Annotated in this window: 1 pseudogene; it reads right to left on the reverse strand. The window is 61.2% G+C overall.

Going from position 1 to position 18,800, the window contains the following annotated elements:
• Nucleotides 1-211: 211 nt before the first annotated feature.
• A pseudogene (locus tag JNO11_RS24830) lies at nucleotides 212-18,220 on the reverse strand (Ig-like domain-containing protein).
• Between the last annotated feature and the right edge of the window lie 580 nt (nucleotides 18,221-18,800).

Below are 18,800 nucleotides of genomic sequence, written 5' to 3' on the forward strand. Positions count from 1 at the left end.
ATTGATAAACAGGACGCTAATAAAAGCGACAAATAGAGTCAGAATGCTGATTTTACGGCGTGACGCCGTTTGTTGCGCCTACCCTAATCTTTCATTCTGCTAATGAATAGTGGCGATAATCTGGAAAATGCAATTATCACGTGACTAAAACAAAAAAAAGCGGGTGCTTTCGCACCCGCTCTGTTCATCAACTGAACTGACCTTTCAGTCACTACACAACATGGACCTGCAGGTTCTGCTGCACCAGCACATCGCCCAGGGTGTTATCACTGGTCAGCGCCGAGTTGTGGTAGATCTCAAAGACTCTGCCCTCAACGGTACGCTCGCCCGTCACTTCCCAGATTCCGCCGTTGCTGTTAGCCAGTGTCACCTGGCTGCCATCTGCGCCTTTGATCAGCAAATCGTCACTCTGTTTATCCGTAATATTGAGTGCTTCGTTGAGATCGAGCTTCACGGAGTTGGTTCCGGTTTTACCCAAATCGAGCACCTCAATGTGTTCGACCTTCAGGCCCAGCGCGGTGAGATCCAGACTAAGATGCTCACCATTCAGCACCAGGGTATCGGTGCCTGCGCCGCCATCAATATGGGTAAAGTTAAGGTCACTGACCGTTACGATATCCGCCCCGCTGCTGCCGGTCACTGCCGCCCCCCTCAATGGTGCTGCCATCGGCCAGCGTAATCACGACGCCGCCGATGGTGTAACCCACCTCCTCTGCCGGTGCCGCTGCCACCGCGGCGTCATTTGCCGCCGCGTTTTCACTGCTGCTGACTGGCGTCACGGTATCCGCTTCGGTGATCAGCGTGGAAGCCACCGCCACATGGGCGCTGCTCTCATCGCTGCTGGTGCTGCTGTTATGCTGCGTCTCCGCGCTGGCGACAGTAGCGCTGTCATCCGCCACCGAGAACAGCGCAACCGATTCGTTTGCCGCCAGCGTCACCGGTAGCACGGCACCCAGTAACAGGGTATTGGTGGTCGAGTAGCTGTTACCGGCCGCGTCGGTAATCGTGACTTTCGCCAGCGTTCCCAGCGACAGCAGCAGGCCCCCCACCGACAGCAGTGAAGGTGAGAAGTTAACCGCGTAACGCCCCAGCGCATCGGTCGTGGTGTTCAGCGTCGGGCCGTTGTTGCCGTTGGAGAGCAGCAGCGTAACGTTCACTTTCGAGCCCTGCGCGGCATTCAGCGATCCCCCCCTGCACCACCAGACCCGCCAGTAAGGAACCGACGATGCTCAGCACCGGATCGACCCCGACCAGCGGCTGATTGTGCGACAGCGCGGTAAAGCTGCTGGTGCTGGTTGCGGTGTTGCCGCCAATATCCGCCACCGTGACGGTGAGAGGATGGCTGCCATCGGCGATCCCTTTCAGCGTCGCTGACGGCACGCTGATGCTCCATGCGCCATTCGCACCAATAGTAGTGGTGAGGATATTGCCCGCCACGTTCACCGTCACCGTGCCGCCCGCCGCGTTGGTGCTGGTTCCTCTGATGGTTTCAGTACTGTTGGCTTCCGCAATATTGAGGTAGCCATCGCCGCCAAAGAAGCTGTTGACGCTGACCGTTGGCGTGGTGTGACTGACCACACCCAGCGACGCCGAGGTGTTGCCAATGCTGCCCGCACCGTTGGTCACGCTGGCGGTGACAGTCTGCAGACCGTCAGTAATGGCAGCAAGGTTAGCCGCCGGAACAGAGAGACTCCAGTTGCCGTTGCTGCTCACCGTCGTGCTGTAAGTCTGACCACCCAGCGTGACGCGCACAACCGATCCCTCGGCGTTGCTGGCGGTGCCGCTGATGGTCTGCGCCGTTTTCACATCCACCGCGCTCAGCGCACTGTCACCAAACAGCGAGGTAATGGCGACCACCGGCGTCGACTGACTGATGACGCTCAGCGTTCCGCTGCTGTTTGCCACGTTACCGTAGGCATCGGTGCCGGTGACCGTGACGGTTTTACTGCCGTCAGTGATAGCAACAAGATCCGCTTTCGGGACGGTAATACTCCAGTTGCCGCCGCTGACCACTTTGGTGGTGTAGGTCAGGCCATTCAGCGTGGCGCTGACGGTTGAACCGGCAGCGAGGCTGGACGTCCCGCTCAGGGTCTGGTTAGAGGCCAGATCCGCGGCGCTCAGCACGCCATCGCCAAACACCGTATTCACCGACAGGGTCGGCTGGAACAGTCCCAGTGACACGCCCGCGCTGGTGCTGCTGACGTTTCCGACCGGATCGGTGACGGCCGCGCTGACGGTGAAGTTACCGTTCAGCAGCGTAGACAGAATCGCTGGCGAGACGGCGGTTGAGAAACTGCCATCCGCGTTGACCTGCGCGTCGACGATAGTGTTGCCAATCGTCAGCCTGACGCTGCTACCCGCAGCCAGCCCGGAGACCGTGCCGCTGATGGTCTGAGTCACCAGCGACTCCGCCAGGTTCAGCACGCCGTCGCCAAACAGCGGACTGAGGGTGACTTTCGGCAGGTTGTGAATACCGACCAGTGCCCCGGCCGTGGTGCTGTTGGTGTTACCCGCGCTGTCGGTGACGCTGATGCCCACGGTCAGATTGCCATCTGCAATCCCCTGCAACAGCGCTGGCGTCAGCGAGACGTTAAAGTTGCCATTGGCATCGGTCGCCGTCACCAACTGCTGTGAACCTACCGACACCACCACGCGCGATCCCGCTTCCGCGCCGCCAATCACCCCACCGATCACCTGGGTGACCAGCGAATCCGCCACGTTCAGCAGACCGTCGCCAAACAGCGGATTCACGGTGATGGTCGGCAGCAGCGTATCGACCCGGATACCGGCGCTGGTGCTGGCGGTATTGCCCGCCGCATCCGTTACCGATGCGCCCACCGTCAGGTTGCCTTGCGCCAGCGTGCCCAGAATATCTGGCGTCACCGTGGCGCTGAACGCCCCGCCCGCACCCACGGTGGCGGTCACCTGGCTGTTGCCAACCGAGAGCGTCACCACACTGCCCTGCGCGACGTTGTTCACCACCCCGCTGATCACCTGTCCGGTGGCGATATCGGCCAGGTTCAGCACCCCATCACCAAACAGTGAGGTCAGCGAGATTGATGGCGTCTGAGTAAAGATGCCGATGGATGCGCTGCTGGAGGCGACATTGCCCGCCACGTCTCTGACGCTGACACCCAGCGTCAGATTGCCATCCAGCAGAGAGGTCAGATCGCTGCCCGGCAGGTTAACGCTCCACACTCCACCCGCCTGCACCGTCGTGCTGTAACTCTTGCTGCCAAAGGTGACCGTTACCTGGGAACCCGCAGCCGCATTTTCTATCACGCCACTGACCAGCTGTCCGGCAGCGGCTTCCGCAATGTTCAACAGGTTATCACCGCCAAACAGCCCGGTGAGCGCGCCAACCACCGGCACCGCATCGACAATCGCGGTGACGGTTTCACCGACGGTGCGGGTGTTGCCCGCGGCATCGGTCAGGGTGACGTCAAGCGCAAGATTGCCATCGCTTAACAGGCCCAGCACCGAAGGCGGCACCACGATGGCCCATTTACCATCCTGGCCCACTGACGCAGAGAGCGTTGTGCCGCCCAGCACCACCGATACCGTGGCACCCACGCCCGCCGAGGTCGCAACCCCGGAGATAGTCTGCGCCACCGTGGTATCCAGCGCGCTGAGCGTGCCGTCGCCAAACACCGAATCGACCACCAGCGTCAGCGCACTGTTGACCACTTTGTTGACCGTCAGCGTGGCGTCGGTCTGGTTGCCCGCACCGTCATTGACCCGCACGCCAAACACCAGCGCACCGTCAGTGAGACTCGACAGGACATCCGGCGCGAGATCGATGCTCCAGCGTCCGTCAGCACCCACCGTCGCGGTGGCGATTGGCGCGGCATCGCCCAGATAGAGCCCGATGGTCTGGCCTTCTGCGCCCTGCGCGCTGCCGGTCAGCACCTGGCTTAGCACCAGGTCAGCGGCGTTGATCACGTTGTCGCCGAGGAACGCGTCGACCTGGACCAGCGGCGCGGCGGTATCCACCGTCACCGTCTGGGTGGTCGTCGTCACGTTACCGGCCGCATCCGCCAGCTGCGCGGTGATCACCGGCGAGCTGCCATCGGGAAGAGCCTGCATCGCGCTGGCAGGAACCGTTGTGGACCAGGTGCCGTTGCTCTGCACCACGGCGTTGTAGGTCTGATTATTGAAGGTCACCACCACTGTGCGACCCACTTCGCTGAGATCGGCGGTGCCACTGATGGCCTGGCTGGTGGCACTTTCATTGCCATTGACCTGGTTGTCACCGGTAAATGGATTGAGAGTCAGTGCCGGTGGCGTAAGGTCGATCAGCACGTTACCGCTGGTGGTTACAGGATTAGTGCCGTCGGTAGCATTCACCGTGATGGCAACGCTGCCGTCCGCATTGCCAAAGGCGCTGACCGGCAATGCCGCCGTTGACCAGTTGCCCGACGCATCCAGCGTAGTCGCGTACTCCTGATCACCAATCGACACCGTCACTACCCCACCCGCACCGAGGTTAGCGGAGGTGCCACTCACTACCACACCACCCGCCACGTCCTGAGTGCTGATGATGTTGTCACCCGAGACTGTGCCCAGCGTGACCAGCGGCCCTGGCGGTGGGGTAAGATCTACCGTCAGCGCAACCGTGCCGTTGGCGGTATTGCCTGCCAGATCGGTCACTGCCAGCGCCAGGGTCGTCGATGGACCAAAGGTGGCCATCTGTTCTGGCGTCAGCGTTACACTCCAGTTGCCGTTGGCTGTCACTATCGCGGTGCCAAGCAGCGTGTCATTCAGCGAGATTGAGACCACTGATCCCGGCTCGGCTCCCGCTGCGGTGCCGCTGAGACTCTGCGGCTGAATGCTCTCGGCGTAGTTCAGCGCATTGTCACCGGTAAAGGCGGCAACATTAAGCACCGGTGGTGTGGTGTCGAGCACCAGCGAACTGTTAATGGTGGTGCTGTTGCCTGCCGCATCGGTTGCCGTCACGGTAACCGGATAGGTGGCATCCGGCAGCAGTGAAAGCTCCGCCGTTGTCAGTGGCACCGTCCAGTTCCCATTGGCATCCACTGTCGCAGAATAGGTTGTGCCGCCAAGCGTAAGCTGCACAGTCTGATTCGCGCCCGCCTCACCGGTGGTTCCGCTCAGCGTCACTCCCGCGGCCACATCGCCGCCATTCACATAACTGCCAAGGAATTCCGGATTGACCGCAGGCTGTGGCGCGCTGAGATCCGCGGTGAACGGCAGCTGCGCCGACGCGCTGTTGCCCGCCGCATCCACGACGTTAACCGTCAGTGATTGCGCACCGTCACCCAGTGAACTCAGGGCGTTGGCAGGAATGTTAACCGTCCAGTTACCGTTGCTCGCCACGGTGCCAGAATAGAGGCTGCCGTTGACATCCACGGTAATGCTGACCGCCTGGTTCGCCCCGACACTGCCGGTGGTGCCGGTCAGGGTCACCCCTGCCGCGGCTTCACTGATGTTCAGCAGGTTGTCGCCGCCAAATGCGCCTGGGTTGAAGGTCGGCACGGGCAGCGCCACCTCTGTCACCACGTTCTGCGCCGTCGCGTCGCTGTTACCCGCGATATCGGTCGCCGTCACGGTAATGGTGTGGGTGCCGCTGGTGAAAGTGGCTAACTGCGCTGGCGACAGGGCCAGAGACCAGCTGCCATCGGTCTGCACCGTGGCTGCCAGTGGCTGACCGTTGTTAAAGCCAGAGATCAGCACCGTTACCGTCTGTCCGGCTCCGGTAATGCCGGTTGTGCCACTAAGGATCTGTTCACCGGCCGCCTCTGCTGCGTTCAGCGCACCGTCTCCAAACGGCAGGTTCAGGGTGACATCCGGCAGCGCGTTAACGGCGACCAGTATCGTACCGCTGGTGCTGCCGATGTTGCCGTTCACATCGGTAACCGTCACGCTCACCGGCCAGTTGCCATCCGGCAATGACTGCAATACAGAAGGTGGCAGATCCAGCGACCAGCGCGAACCATCCGCACTGAGCGTAGCGGAATAGACCGTGCCATTAACGGTCACCGTGACCGACGCGGCGTTATTAATATTCACCGCACCAGTCAGGGATCCGCCTGAGGCGGCCTCTTCAGCATTGATACGGCCATCAATAAATGGCGTATCCAGCGTTGGATTAGCAATCGGCGTAATCGCAGCGACGAACGTTTTGATCGTTTCAATGCTGTTACCGGCCCGATCCGTGGTGGTGAGGGTCAGGGTATGTTCACCGGTTCCCAGGCTGGCAATGAACTCTGGGGGCAGGCTGGCAGTCCAGTTGCCATTGGCATCGACCGTCACCGACAGCGGGATATTGTCATCGCCTACCGTGACGCTCAGGGTCTGGCCCGGCACGACGGTGGAGGTGCCGGTGACCAGCTGAACGGAGCCTGCTTCGCTGATATTAATGATGTTATCGCCGAACAGTGTCGTGTCGAAGGCGGCTGAAACAGGATCACTCTGCAGGATCTCAACGCCTGCGGTAACCTGCGCCGGATTACCGGCACCATCCGCGGCGCTGACCACCACCTGTGTCAATCCATCGGCCAGGCCCGTCAGCGCGCCCGGTGCCAGGTTCAGCGTCCAGTTACCGCTGACATCCGTGGTGGTGCTGAAGTTCTGCCCGCCTACAGAGATGTTCACCACGCTGCCTTCCGGCAGATTGGTACTGTCACCACTCAGCGTTAACGCCCCTTCCGCATCTGCCGCACTGATCAGCGCATCGCCAAACGGCGTATTCAGCGTCAGCGCTGGCAGGGTATTAAACGCTACGTCCAGTGTCGTGGTGCTATCCGTGGTGATATTGCCCGCCGCGTCGGTGACCGAAACGGTAATCGCATTGGGGCCGTCCGCCAGCTGCTGCAGGTCGGCGGTCGGAATAGTAAGTGACCAGTTACCGTCGGCATCTGCCGTGGTGGTATAGCTGACGTTATTCAGCGTCACCGTCACCGGCAATGCGCCGGTGGTGCTGCCGCTGATGGTGAGATCCTGCAGCGACTCCGCCAGGTTAAGGGTATCTCCCGCGTCGACCGTGATATTCGTCAGCGCAGGCGGTGTGGTAATGAAACTGACCTCCTGAGTGGCGGTCGCCGGATTGCCTGCGACATCAGTGGCGGTCACGGTAAAGATTTGCGTGCTGCCCGGATCCACGCTGGTAAAGGCAGCAGACGGCACATTCACCGTCCAGTTGCCGTCAGCGTCGAGCGTGGTGCTGTAGTCAGTGCCGTTAAACGACACCGTCACCAGCGTACCCGCTGCCAGCAGGGTGCTGCTGCCGCTGACCGCGACATCCGCTGTGGCCTCGGTGGCGTTAATCACATCATCGCCGGCTACCACGTTCATGGTCAGCGTCGGCTGAACCTGGTCGCTGGCCAGCACGACCAGGCTGGTGCTGGCGCTGGCCGGATTGCCAGACGTATCCGCTGAGACCACGACCAGCAGCTGATCGCCATCCGGCAGATTACCCAGATCGGCGGCCGGAACGGTCACCGTCCAGCTGCCATCGGCTGCCACCGTGCCACTGTACTGAATGTTATTCAGCGTCACCGTCACCAGCTGGCCTTCCACCAGGTTGTTACTGGTGCCGCCGATGTTCAGATCCTGTAGCGACTCCGCCTGGTTAAGGAAGTTATCATCACTGATGGTCCCGATGGTCAGGGTTGGCAGGTTCAGAGTGTCAGCATCACGCGTCAGGGTCTGGGTGGCCGTGGCCGGGTTCCCCGCCGCATCGGTCATCGAGACAGCAACGGTGTAGCTGCCGTCAGCCAGCCCCTGCACGACGCTGGCTGGCAGTGTCACCTCCCAGGTGCCGTCAGAGAGCACCTGAGTGGTGTAATCGACATTCTGGAAGCTGACGGTGACTGTCTGTCCGGCATCCGCTACCGACGCACTGCCGCTGATAGCGACCGCTTCCAGCACCTCTACCGAATTGATAATGTTGTCGCCGCCGATGGCATTGACGGTCAGCACAGGCGGCGTGAGATCGACCGTAACGGCGCTGGTCAGCGAACCACTGTTACCGGCGGCATCGCTGGCATTGACCACCAGCGTAGTAACCCCCCTCGCCCAGCGTCTGCACCTGATCTGCTGATAAGTTCAGCGTCCAGTTACCCTGCGCATCCACCGTGGCGGAATAATCGTTCCCGCCCAGCGTCACGCTGACGGTCTGGCCGTTGCCCGCTACACCGGTGCTGCCGGTCAGCGTCTGACCGACCCCCTGTTCCGCCAGGTTCAGATAACCATCGCCAAACGGGGTGTCTATGCTGACGGCCAGCGACGCCGTTGCCACGGTGATTTCACGGGTTTCGGTTACCGGGTTACCCGCCGCATCGCTGACCGTCACGGTCAGAATGTACGCCCCGGCCGGAATACCGGCCAGCGAACCCGCAGGCAGCGTCAGATTCCACTCGCCGTTCTGGTCAACCGTGGTGGTCCAGGTCTGGTTGTTCAGGGTAATGGTGACCTGCTGTCCGGCTTCGGCATTGCTGTTGCCGCTGAGAACTATCGGCGCGGTGCTTTCGGCAATATTGATACTGTTATCGCCCGCAACCGTATTCAGTGTCAGGGTCGGTGGCGTCAGATCCACCGTCACGCTGCCCTGGCTGCTGCCGGTGTTACCCGCTGCATCCTGGACTGTGACGGTATAGTTCAGGAGATCTTCCGGCAGACCGGCCAGCGCGGAAGCCGGCACGCTGATCTGCCAGTTGCCATTGCCGTCGACGGTGCCGTTGTAGGTTGCGCCATTCAGCAGCACGCTCACCGTCTGGCCGTCACCGGTTATGCCGGTGGTGCCGCTCAGGGTTTGTGCTGTAGCGATCTCGCTGCTGTTGAGCAAGCCATCGCCAAAGGCCGAGACGATCTGCGGTGCTGGCAGCGTCGCCAGCACGCTGAGCGCTGCCTCGCTGCTCAGGGTCGCCCCGCCGCTGTCCGTTGCGGTGACCGTCAGAGTGTAAGGCCCATCGGCGAGCGCCGTCAGTGCCTCAGCCGGAACGATCACTGTCCAGCGGCCGCTGGCCGAGACCTGCGCGGTGTAGCTGATGTTGTTAAACAGCAACGTGACCGTGCTGCCCTCTGTCACGTTCACCGACGTACCGGTGACGACCAGGGCCTGACCCAGCTCCTGCGCATTCAGGTAGTTATCTTCGCTGATGGCATCCATCGCCAGGCCAGAGGCGTTGCTGTTGACGTCAAAGGTGAGATTGCTGGTGGAGGTGTTGCCCGCCACATCGCTGACTGCCACGGTAAAACTGGCGCTGCCATCATTAATCGCGGCCAGCGCACCGGCTGGCACGATCAGGCTCCATGCCCCGCTCGCCTGCACGGCGGCGCTGTAGACTGTGCCGTCAACGGTGACGGTAACCAGCTGACCCGCTTCGACGTTGGTGGTGGTGCCGGAGAGACGTTGATCGGTGAGGCGCTCCGCGCCATCGACCACGTTGTTACCGGCAAAGGCATCCAGCGTCAGGGTCGGCAGTGTGCCTGGCTCCACTTTCAGCGCAAGGTCGCGGCTGGTGGTGGTGGCATTTCCTGCCGCATCGCTGGCGGTCACGGTCAGCGGATAGCTGCCGTTGCCCAGCCCGGTGTAAACCGTGGCGGGCAGATCCAGCGACCAGACGCCGTTGACGTCAGCGGTGGTGCTCAGGGTGGTGCCGTTAAAGCTGGCCACAATCAGGGCGTTAGCTTCGCTGCTGCCGGTCAGCGTCAGCGGCTGCTGACTTTCAGCGGCGTTAATGATGCCATCGGATGGCGTAATGAAGTTCAGCACCGGAGGCAGTGTATCCACCACCAGGTTGCCATCAGCCTGGCTGCTGTTGCCCGCTACATCACTGACGACCACGGTGTAGCCACTATTGCCCTGCGGCAATGCAGACAAGACATCGGCCGGAACGACGACCTGCCAGTTGCCTGCGGCATCGACCGTGCCGCTGTAGTTGTTGCCGCCCAGCGTCACGACGACGGTCTGGCCGTCGCCGGGCACGCCCGTGTTACCGGTGATCGTGCCACCGGCGGCGGCTTCCTCACCGTTCAGAATACCATCATCAAAGGCCACGCCCGGGGTCGCCACCGGCAATGCGCTGGCGATCACCGTCAGGGTAACGTCGCTGGTCGCCAGCGGCTGTCCGTTAGCGTCGCTGGCGGTGGCGGTGATGGTCTGCGGGCCATCTGCCGTTCCGGTAAAGGTGCCTGCCGGTAAGGTCAGGCTCCAGCTTCCATCTGCCGTCACGGTGGTGCTGACCGTGGTGCCGTTGGCCAGCACGGTGACAATGCTGCCATCAGGCAGACCGCTGGTGCTGCCGCTGACCACGACGGCGCCACCCAATTCCTGCGCATTGAGGTAGTTGTCGTCACTGACGGGTGCCAGCGCGATCGACGGCAGGGTGTTGTCCACACTGAAGTCAAGCGTGCTGCTGGCGGTGTTACCGACGGCGTTGATGACGCTGACGTTCAGCGTCTGAGTGCCTTCTCCCAGTTCAGCCAGGGCGCCCGCAGGCAGAATAATGCTCCAGTTGCCGCTGGCCTCGACCACACCGCTGTATTCGATGCCATTCAGGGAGATGATCACCTGCTGGCCCGGTTCGACATTCGTGCTGCTGCCGCGCACCGTTATCGGCTGCAGCTGCTCCGCTGCCGTGACGATGCCGTCACCGGCGAAGGTGCTGCTGTCGATGGTCAGTACAGGCTGCACGTCCGACGCGGTTGCCACATTCAGATCAACCACCTGGCTGCTCTGATTCCCGTTAGCACTGGTTTCCGTCACCGTCACCAGATTACTGCCAGGAGGCAGCGCCGCCAGCGCTTCAGGGGCGATCTGCAGCGTCCACTGGCCGTTAACGCCAACGGTGGTGCTGTAGAGCTGGTCATTGAGCTGGACCGTGACCACGTCGCCATTCTGACCACTGCCACTCACCACCAGCGGCTCTGCCAGTTCCCCGACGTTCAGCGCGTTATCACCGCTGACCGGCGCGACGACCAGCGGAGGCGGCGTAGTCGCAACCGTCAGGGCACTGTTCTGGCTGCTGCTGTTACCGGCTGCGTCTGTGACGGTGACCACCACCGGATAGCTGCTGCCATTGGTCAGACCGGCAAGCGCCGCTGGCGGAACAGCCAGCGCCCAGTTTCCGTCACCATCAACGGTGCCGGTGTAGGTCACGCCATTCAGCGTCACACTGACGCGGTCGCCTTCACTGCCTGCGCCGCTGAAACTGAACCCTGCCGCCTGCTCAGCGATATTCAGCACGCCATCACCCGCGGGCGCAGCGATACTGAAGTCTGGTGCCGTGGTATCCACGGTAACCGACACTGGCGTAGTGGCGACGTTGCCGCTGACGGTGGTGACGGTCACGTTGAGATCGTAACGGCCATCTGGCAACTGTTGCAGATTCGCAGCAGGCACGGTGGCGGTCCAGCTGCCATCGGCGGCAACCACTGCGTCATAGGTCTGGCCATTCAGCGCAAGGCTGACGCTACTACCTGGCGTAACGGTGCCGCTGAGGGTCAGATCGGTGGCGGTTTCAGCCTCATTAATCGTGCCATCGGTGGCAATCGGGTTAACGGTCAGCGCCGGTACGCCGGTATCAACAATCAGCGGCTCGCTGATGCTGGTGCTGTTACCCGCTTCATCACTCACCGTCACGGTAATCGGATTGCTGCCCTGCGCAAGTGCCTGCAGTCTGTCTGCGGGTATCGTCACGCTCCATTCACCATTCGCGTCTACAGTGGCCGGATAACTGGTACCGCCCAGGGTCACGCTGACCGCCTGGCCTGGCAGCACTGTGCCGGTCAGCGTCTGCGCCGCGCTGGCTTCATCGGTATTGAGTATGCCGTCAGTGAATGGCGTGTTGATTTGCGGGTCTGCCAGCGGCGCGGTCGCCACCAGCAGCGGCAGGCTGTTCTGCACATCACCCGAAGAGACGGTAACGGTGGTCGTGCCCTGCGGCAGCGTCGCCAGATCGGCAGCCGGCACGGTCAGGGTCCACGCACCGGTTTCATCGGTTGTGGTGGTGTAGACGGTGCCGCCAGTCACCAGCGTTACGCTGATCGGGCTGTTAGCCGGCAGGTTCGCTGAACCGCCGCTGAGGATAAGATCGCTCTGCGCCTCCAGGGCATTCAGCGCATTGTCGTCACTGATTGGGGCAATCGACAGCGACGGTACGGGTGATGTAACCACGCTGAACTGCCCTTCAGCAGGCAGCGCCGGGTTACCGGCCACATCGGTAATCGCCACGGTGAAGGTTTTATCGCCTGCACCGCCCAGCGATCCGGCTGGCAGCGACACACTCCAGCTACCGTTCGCCTGTACTACGCCATCGTAAGACTGGCCATTGATGGTCAGCAATACCGGCTGACCTGCCGGTACGCCGGTGACGTTACCGGTGACCAGAATGTCGGTGAGCTGTTCAGCGCTGTCGACCTGATTATCGCCGGTCACGGGATTAATGGTCAGCGCCGGCGACGTTGCCGCCAGCACAGTGACGCTGGTCGGTACGGTGCTGCTGTTACCATAAGCATCGCTGAGTACCACATCCACCGGATAGGTTGCGTCACCCAGCTGGCTGATAATCGCGGCGGGCACCGTAACACTCCACGCGCCATCAGTATCCACGGTGGCGGTGTAGGTCTCGCCATTGAAACTCACCGTGACGGTGTCGCCCTGGGCCCCCCCGCGTCCGTCGAGTGTGAGATCCTGAGTGTGTTCAGCGATATTGATATAACCATCACTGCCCGGCGTGGAGACTTCCAGCAACGGCGGTGTGGTGGCGAAAATCAGTGAACTGCTGGCTGGCGTGGTATTACCATCGGCGTCTGTCGCCACTACCGATACCGGTTGGGTACCGTTGGGCACATTTGCCAGGTCGGATGCCGGAACGGTGACACTCCAGCTGCCACCCTGCGCCACCACGGCGCTGTAGGCCACGTTATTCAGCGTGACGCGGATGATGTCGCCTTCGTCGCCGGTTCCGCTGACGATTAGCGGCTGCTGCGCGTCGCTGACGTTGATCACGCCATCATCGCTGAGATCGTTGAGCGTCAGAGTGGGCACCGCGGTAGCCACCCGCAGTTCCGTATTCTGAGTGCTGATGTTACCGGCCGGATCGGTCACGGTGACGGTCACCGGATAGGTCTGATTGGTCAGCGTGCCGAGATCGGCCACCGGGACGGATGCACTCCAGTTACTGTTTTCGTCAACAATGGCGGTGTAGGACTTACCGTTTAATTCCACCGTCACGCTGTCGCCCGGGGTGCCGGTTCCGCTGATTTGCAGCGGCGTAGTGAGTTCGTTGTTGGTCAGGACGCCATCACCGCCCGGTGCGGTAACGGTTGCAACCGGAGGCTGCGTGCTGACCGCCAGGGGCTGCGTCTGCGTGGTGGTGTTACCGCTGGCATCAGTCAGCGTAACTACCAGCGTATAGCTGCTGCCATCTGACAGGGCCTGCAGCGCCGCTGGCGGCACATCCACCGTCCAGTTGCCCTGCCCATCTACGGTGGCGCTGTAACTCTCGTTATTCAGCGAGACAGACACCACTTCGCCCGGCAACGCACCTGAACCGCTGACCGGCAGACCGGCAGCCACTTCGCTGCTGTTGAGAATGCCATCGCCGCCTGCGACCTCTGCCACAATCAGATTCGGTGGCAGCGTGTCGACGCTGAAGTTGAGCGTCTCATCCACGCGGTTGCTTGCTTCATCAATCGCGGTAATGATCAGGCTGTTGGCGCCCTGTGGCAGTAAGGCGAGATCGGCGGCCGGCAGCGCCAGGCTCCAGCTGCCGTCTGCATTGACCGTGGTGCTGTAGGTTTTACCGTTAAGTTCCAGTTCAACCTGCTGGCCCGGCACGGCTTTGCCAGTGCTGCCGCCGATCAGCAGATCGCTGCCCGCTTCCACCCGGTTGAGAAGGCCATCGGTGATTGCGCTCTCCTCCAGCGTGATTTGCGGCAGCGTGGCTGCGACTACATTCAGTTGAGCGGAGTCGGTCAGCAGTGCGCCGGTGGCGTCGGTGGTGGTGACCGAAATCAGTTTTACGCCGTCGGTGATAGTGGTGAGATCGCCTGCCGGAACAGTGACGCTCCAGAAGCCATTGTCGCCGATCACCGCGCTGTAATTATTGCCGTTAAAGTTAACCTGCACCGCCTGGCCCGGGTTAACGCCTACCGCAGAACCGCTGATGATCAGATCGCTGCTCAGCTCCTGCTGATTCAGGAAACCATCAAGGCTGACAGGTTCACTAATGGAAACCACGCCAGGTTCGCCTGCCGCCGGGGCGACGTTAATATCGCGGGTGTCGGTAGCTGGGGCGCCTGCCGCCGTTGTGACGCTGACCGCGATGGTGCTGCTGCCCGCCGCCAGTGCGCTGAGCGCCGCAGAGGGGATCTGCGTGCTCCAGCTGCCATCCGCGTTGACCAGCGCAGTGTAATTTTGGCCGCCCAGGGTAATGGTGACCGTCTGGCCCGCCTCCACGTTGCTGGTGCTGCCGGACAGCGTCTGGTCCAGCGCTTTTTCGCTGTTATCCAGCAGATCGTCACCGGCAAACAGGGCGATCGTCACCGTCGGCGTACCCGGTTCCGCTGGCGCTTCCACCGCAATCACCCGATCTTCGCTGACTGTTACGCCCGCCTGATTGGTGACTGTGGCCGCGATAGTCGCGTTGCCCGCCGTCAGTGCCGCCAGCGCGCTGGCCGGGACGCTCAGGCTCCAGCTGCCATCCGCGCCGACCGTGGCGCTGTAAGTCTGGTCGCCCAGCGTAACGGTCACGACCTGACCCGCCTCGACATTGGTTGAGCTGCCGCTCAGCAGCTGATCGCTGGTTTTCTCATCGTTGCTCAGCACGTCATCCACGGCGAACTGATCGAGCGTGATAGTGGGCTGGCCCGGCCCGGTAACCGGCGGCTCAACCGTGATCGGCAGCGTGTCACTGACGGTGGTGCCTGCCGCGTTGCTGACCGTGACCACCAGCGAGGCAGAACCGGCTGCCAGCGCACCGAGTGCATCGGCCGGAATGGCAATGTTCCAGCTGCCGTCGGCGCCAACCGTTCCGCTGTAGCTCTGGCCGCCCAGCGTCACCGTGACAATCTGGCCCGCCTCGACGTTGGTGGTGCTGCCGGAGACCGCCTGCGCTTCCAGCTTCTCATCGTTGCTCAGGATGTTGTCGTCAGCAAAGGCATTGAGGGTTAGCGTCGGGGTGCCTGGCCCGGTGCCCGAGGACTCCACCAGGAAGTCGCGGGTTTCAGTGATCTGAGTACCAGACTGATCTGTCACCGCCACATTCAGGGCTGCGCTACCGGCTGTCAGCGCAGCCAGTGAACTGGCAGGAATCGACACGCTCCAGCTGCCATCCGCACCGACCGTGGCGGTAAAAGTCTCTCCGTTCAGAGTGACAGTGACCTGCTGGCCTTCGCCGATATTAGTGGTGGTGCCGCTCAGCAGCTGATCGCTGGCTTTCTCGCTGTTGCTGAGGATGTCATCCCCGGCAAAGGCGTCGATGGTTACGGTGGCTTCACCCGGCTGCGTTACCGGGGCTTCGACAGTGACTGGCTGCGTTGAAGTGACTGTGTCGCCCGCTGCATTACTGACCGAGACGGTCAGTGTGGTGGTGCCTGCTGCCAGCGCATTCAGCGCGGCTGACGGCACGGCGACGCTCCAGCTGCCATCACCCTGCACGCTGGCACTGTAGGTCTGACCGCCCAGGGTGACCGTCACGATCTGCCCGGTTTCGATATTACTGGTGCTACCGCTGACAAGCTGATCGACCGCTTTTTCGTCGTTGCTCAGAAGGTTGTCGCCGGCGAAATCATTCAGGGTCAGAGACGGCACGCCCGGTTCCGTTACTGGCGTCTCAACCGCGATATCGCGGATTTCGGTAGTGCTCACGCCATCGGCATTGCTGACGGTAACGCTGATGGTATTAGCTCCCGCCGGCAGATTACCCAGCGCGGCTGCCGGAACAATTACACTCCAGTTACCACTGCCATCGACGGTGCCGAGGTAAGTCTGGCCACCGAAGGTGACTGTCACCGTCTGGCCCGCTTCGATGTTGGTGGTGGAGCCGGAGAGCGTCTGGGCCGTCCCTTTTTCATCGTTGCTGAGGATGTCATCCCCGGCAAACTGACCAATGGTGACTGTGGGTTCGCCCGGCAATGTGACAGGCGCTTCCACGGTGATGGGCAGCGTGCCGGTCACGGTATCACCGGCCACATTGCTGACTGAAACCGTCAGCGTCGTTTCACCTGCCGCCAGGGCGCTCAGGGCCGCCGATGGCAAAGTAACGCTCCAGTTGCCCTGCGCATCAACGCTGCCGCTGTAAGTCTGGCCGCCCAGGGTGACTGTTACCAGCTGACCGGGTTCAACATTGCTGGTGCTGCCGGTGAGTGTCTGATCGGTGGCTTTCTCCCCATTACTCAGCACGTTGTCCCCGGCAAAATCATCCAGCGTGACGGATGGCGGGCCCGGAACGACCGGCGTATCAATGCTGATCGCGCGGTTTTCACTGGCTTCAATGCCAGCCTGGCTGGTGACGACCGCGGAAATCGCAACCGAACCGGCTGCCAGCGCATTCAGTGCCGCAGGCGAGAGCGTGACGCTCCAGTTGCCCTGCGCATCCACTACTGCGCTGTAGGTCTGATCGCCCAGCGTGATGGTGACAATCTGGCCCGCTTCCACATTGGTGGTAGTGCCGCTAAGTACCTGATCGCTGCTTTTCTCGGCATTGCTGAGAATGTCATCACCGGCAAACTGATCGATGGTGATAACGGGCGTACCCGGCTGAGTCAGTGGTGGCTCTACGTTTACGGTCAGGCTACCGCTGGCGGCGGTTCCTGCCTGGTTAGCAACGGTGGCAGTCACCGTGGTGGTGCCGGATGCCAGTGCGGTCAGCGCATCAGCAGGCACGGTAATGCTCCAGCTACCGTCGCCTGCCACGCTGCCGCTGTAGCTCTGGCCGCCCAGGGTAACCGTGACGATCTGCCCGGCTTCGACGTTGGTGGTGCTGCCGCTAAGAATCTGATCGCTGGTTTTTTCTGCGTTGCTCAGCACGTCGTCGCCGGTAAACGGGGCGATCGTCAGGGCTGGCACACCAGGGGTGGTGTCAGGTGCCTGCACCTGGATACCCAGGCTGGCGGCAGCCGCCGTGCCCGCGGCGCTGGTCACACTGACCGAAATGGTGCTGCTGCCTGCAGCCAGCGCCGAGAGTGCGGCAGCCGGAATTGAGACGCTCCAGCTGCCATCCGCCCCCACAGTGGCGTTATAGCTCTGTCCGCCCAATGTCACACTGACCTGCTGGCCCGCTTCGACATTGCTGGTGCTGCCGGACAACGTTTGTGGCGTGGTTTTTTCGCTGTTATCCAGCAGGTTATCGCCCGCAAACGGGTTCAGGCTAATGGACGGCGCAGCCGGTGTGCCGGGATCGGCGGCCGCGACGGTAATGGGCAGGCTGCCGGTGGTCGTCGTGCCCGCCGCGTTAGTGACGCTGACGTCGATGGTGGTGGTGCCTGCGGCGAGTCCCGCCAGCGCGGAAGCAGGAATAGTGACGCTCCAGCTGCCGTCAGCACCGACGGTGGCGTTGTAGGTCTGGCCGCCCAGCGTGACAGTGACAATCTGACCCGCTTCGACATTACTGGTGGTGCCGCTCAGTACCTGATCGCTGCTTTTTTCCGCGTTATCCAGAACATCATCGCCAGCGAATGCATTGAGCGTGATGGCAGGCGTCCCCGGCGTGACCGGTGTTCCAGGATCGGTGCCACCGTCATTGCCGCCACCGTTACCCCCACCGCCGCCGCCACCACCACCGCCGACGCCAACGGCCAGACCGGCTAAGCCGAGCACACCCAGACCGCCCGCCGTTATCACACCCATCGAGGTGTTGGCGTTATCTGCCAGCAGCAGCGGCTCTACGCTGTCGAGTGATTCATAGGTTGGCGTGACCGACGTGGAAGCGAGTTCAGCCCCTTCTGCGGTCTGCGGAAAGAGCGCGTGTTCCGGTGGGTTGACGCCATCATCGAACACCAGTTCGCTGTGCTGGCCATCGGCGTCGTCGAGGAAGAATTTCTGATAGCGGACAGTCTTGCCGTCGCGCATATGCAGCACCAGATCGTTACCCTGGCGCTCATACTGCGTCACCATGTCGCGGGTGCCGCTGATGCGCACGACGCTGGGCTCGGTGAGGTTAATGGATTGTGACGAACCGCTGACGGACTGCGAGATGAGTGTGCCGTTTTCGCGCGAGATAATGTCTACACGGCCTTGCGTGAGTTCTGCCATTTGTAACCTCTACTCCACCAGATTAGCTAATATACTGAATCCATAAACATAAAATTATTTTATGCTTACAGTGTTCACACATAGTTTCACCTTCTGAAGATCAGAAGATGTCTTAACCTGGTGTATGTCGAAACGGCAAAGCCAAAGCTGGTCACACGTCCCTAACCAGAGTGGCGAGTGACGCTATTATTGTTAGTTTTACTTGTACAGACTCACGCAAAATGTAACGTTTCTGACAGATTAACTTTTAGCGTAGCCGTGTTAAAAAACAATTTAAATGTACAGATTTCATTATGGTTTAATCTTCATTACATAAGCCTCACTTGAAAAAAGGTTTTCATAAAATCCGCTTTGCCTTTGTTTTTACATGTCAATTTATTGCTGACTGTTTCCGGAAATGATGCGGAAAGGTTAAAAAAACCACCACTACCGGAACATCAGGGCTGTAACCAAAATTTGTTCATTAAGCGATTCAGCCATCATTTATCAGTGGCCCTGTTCCGATTTTTCAGCAGCAAGTCGTTGAAAAACGACAGTGAAATTTGAGTTAAGTCATTCTGCGGGGCGGTGGTCATGCCAG

The organism is Pantoea sp. 1B4 (assembly GCF_016925765.1).
GTDB classification, from domain to species: Bacteria; Pseudomonadota; Gammaproteobacteria; order Enterobacterales; family Enterobacteriaceae; genus Pantoea; species Pantoea agglomerans.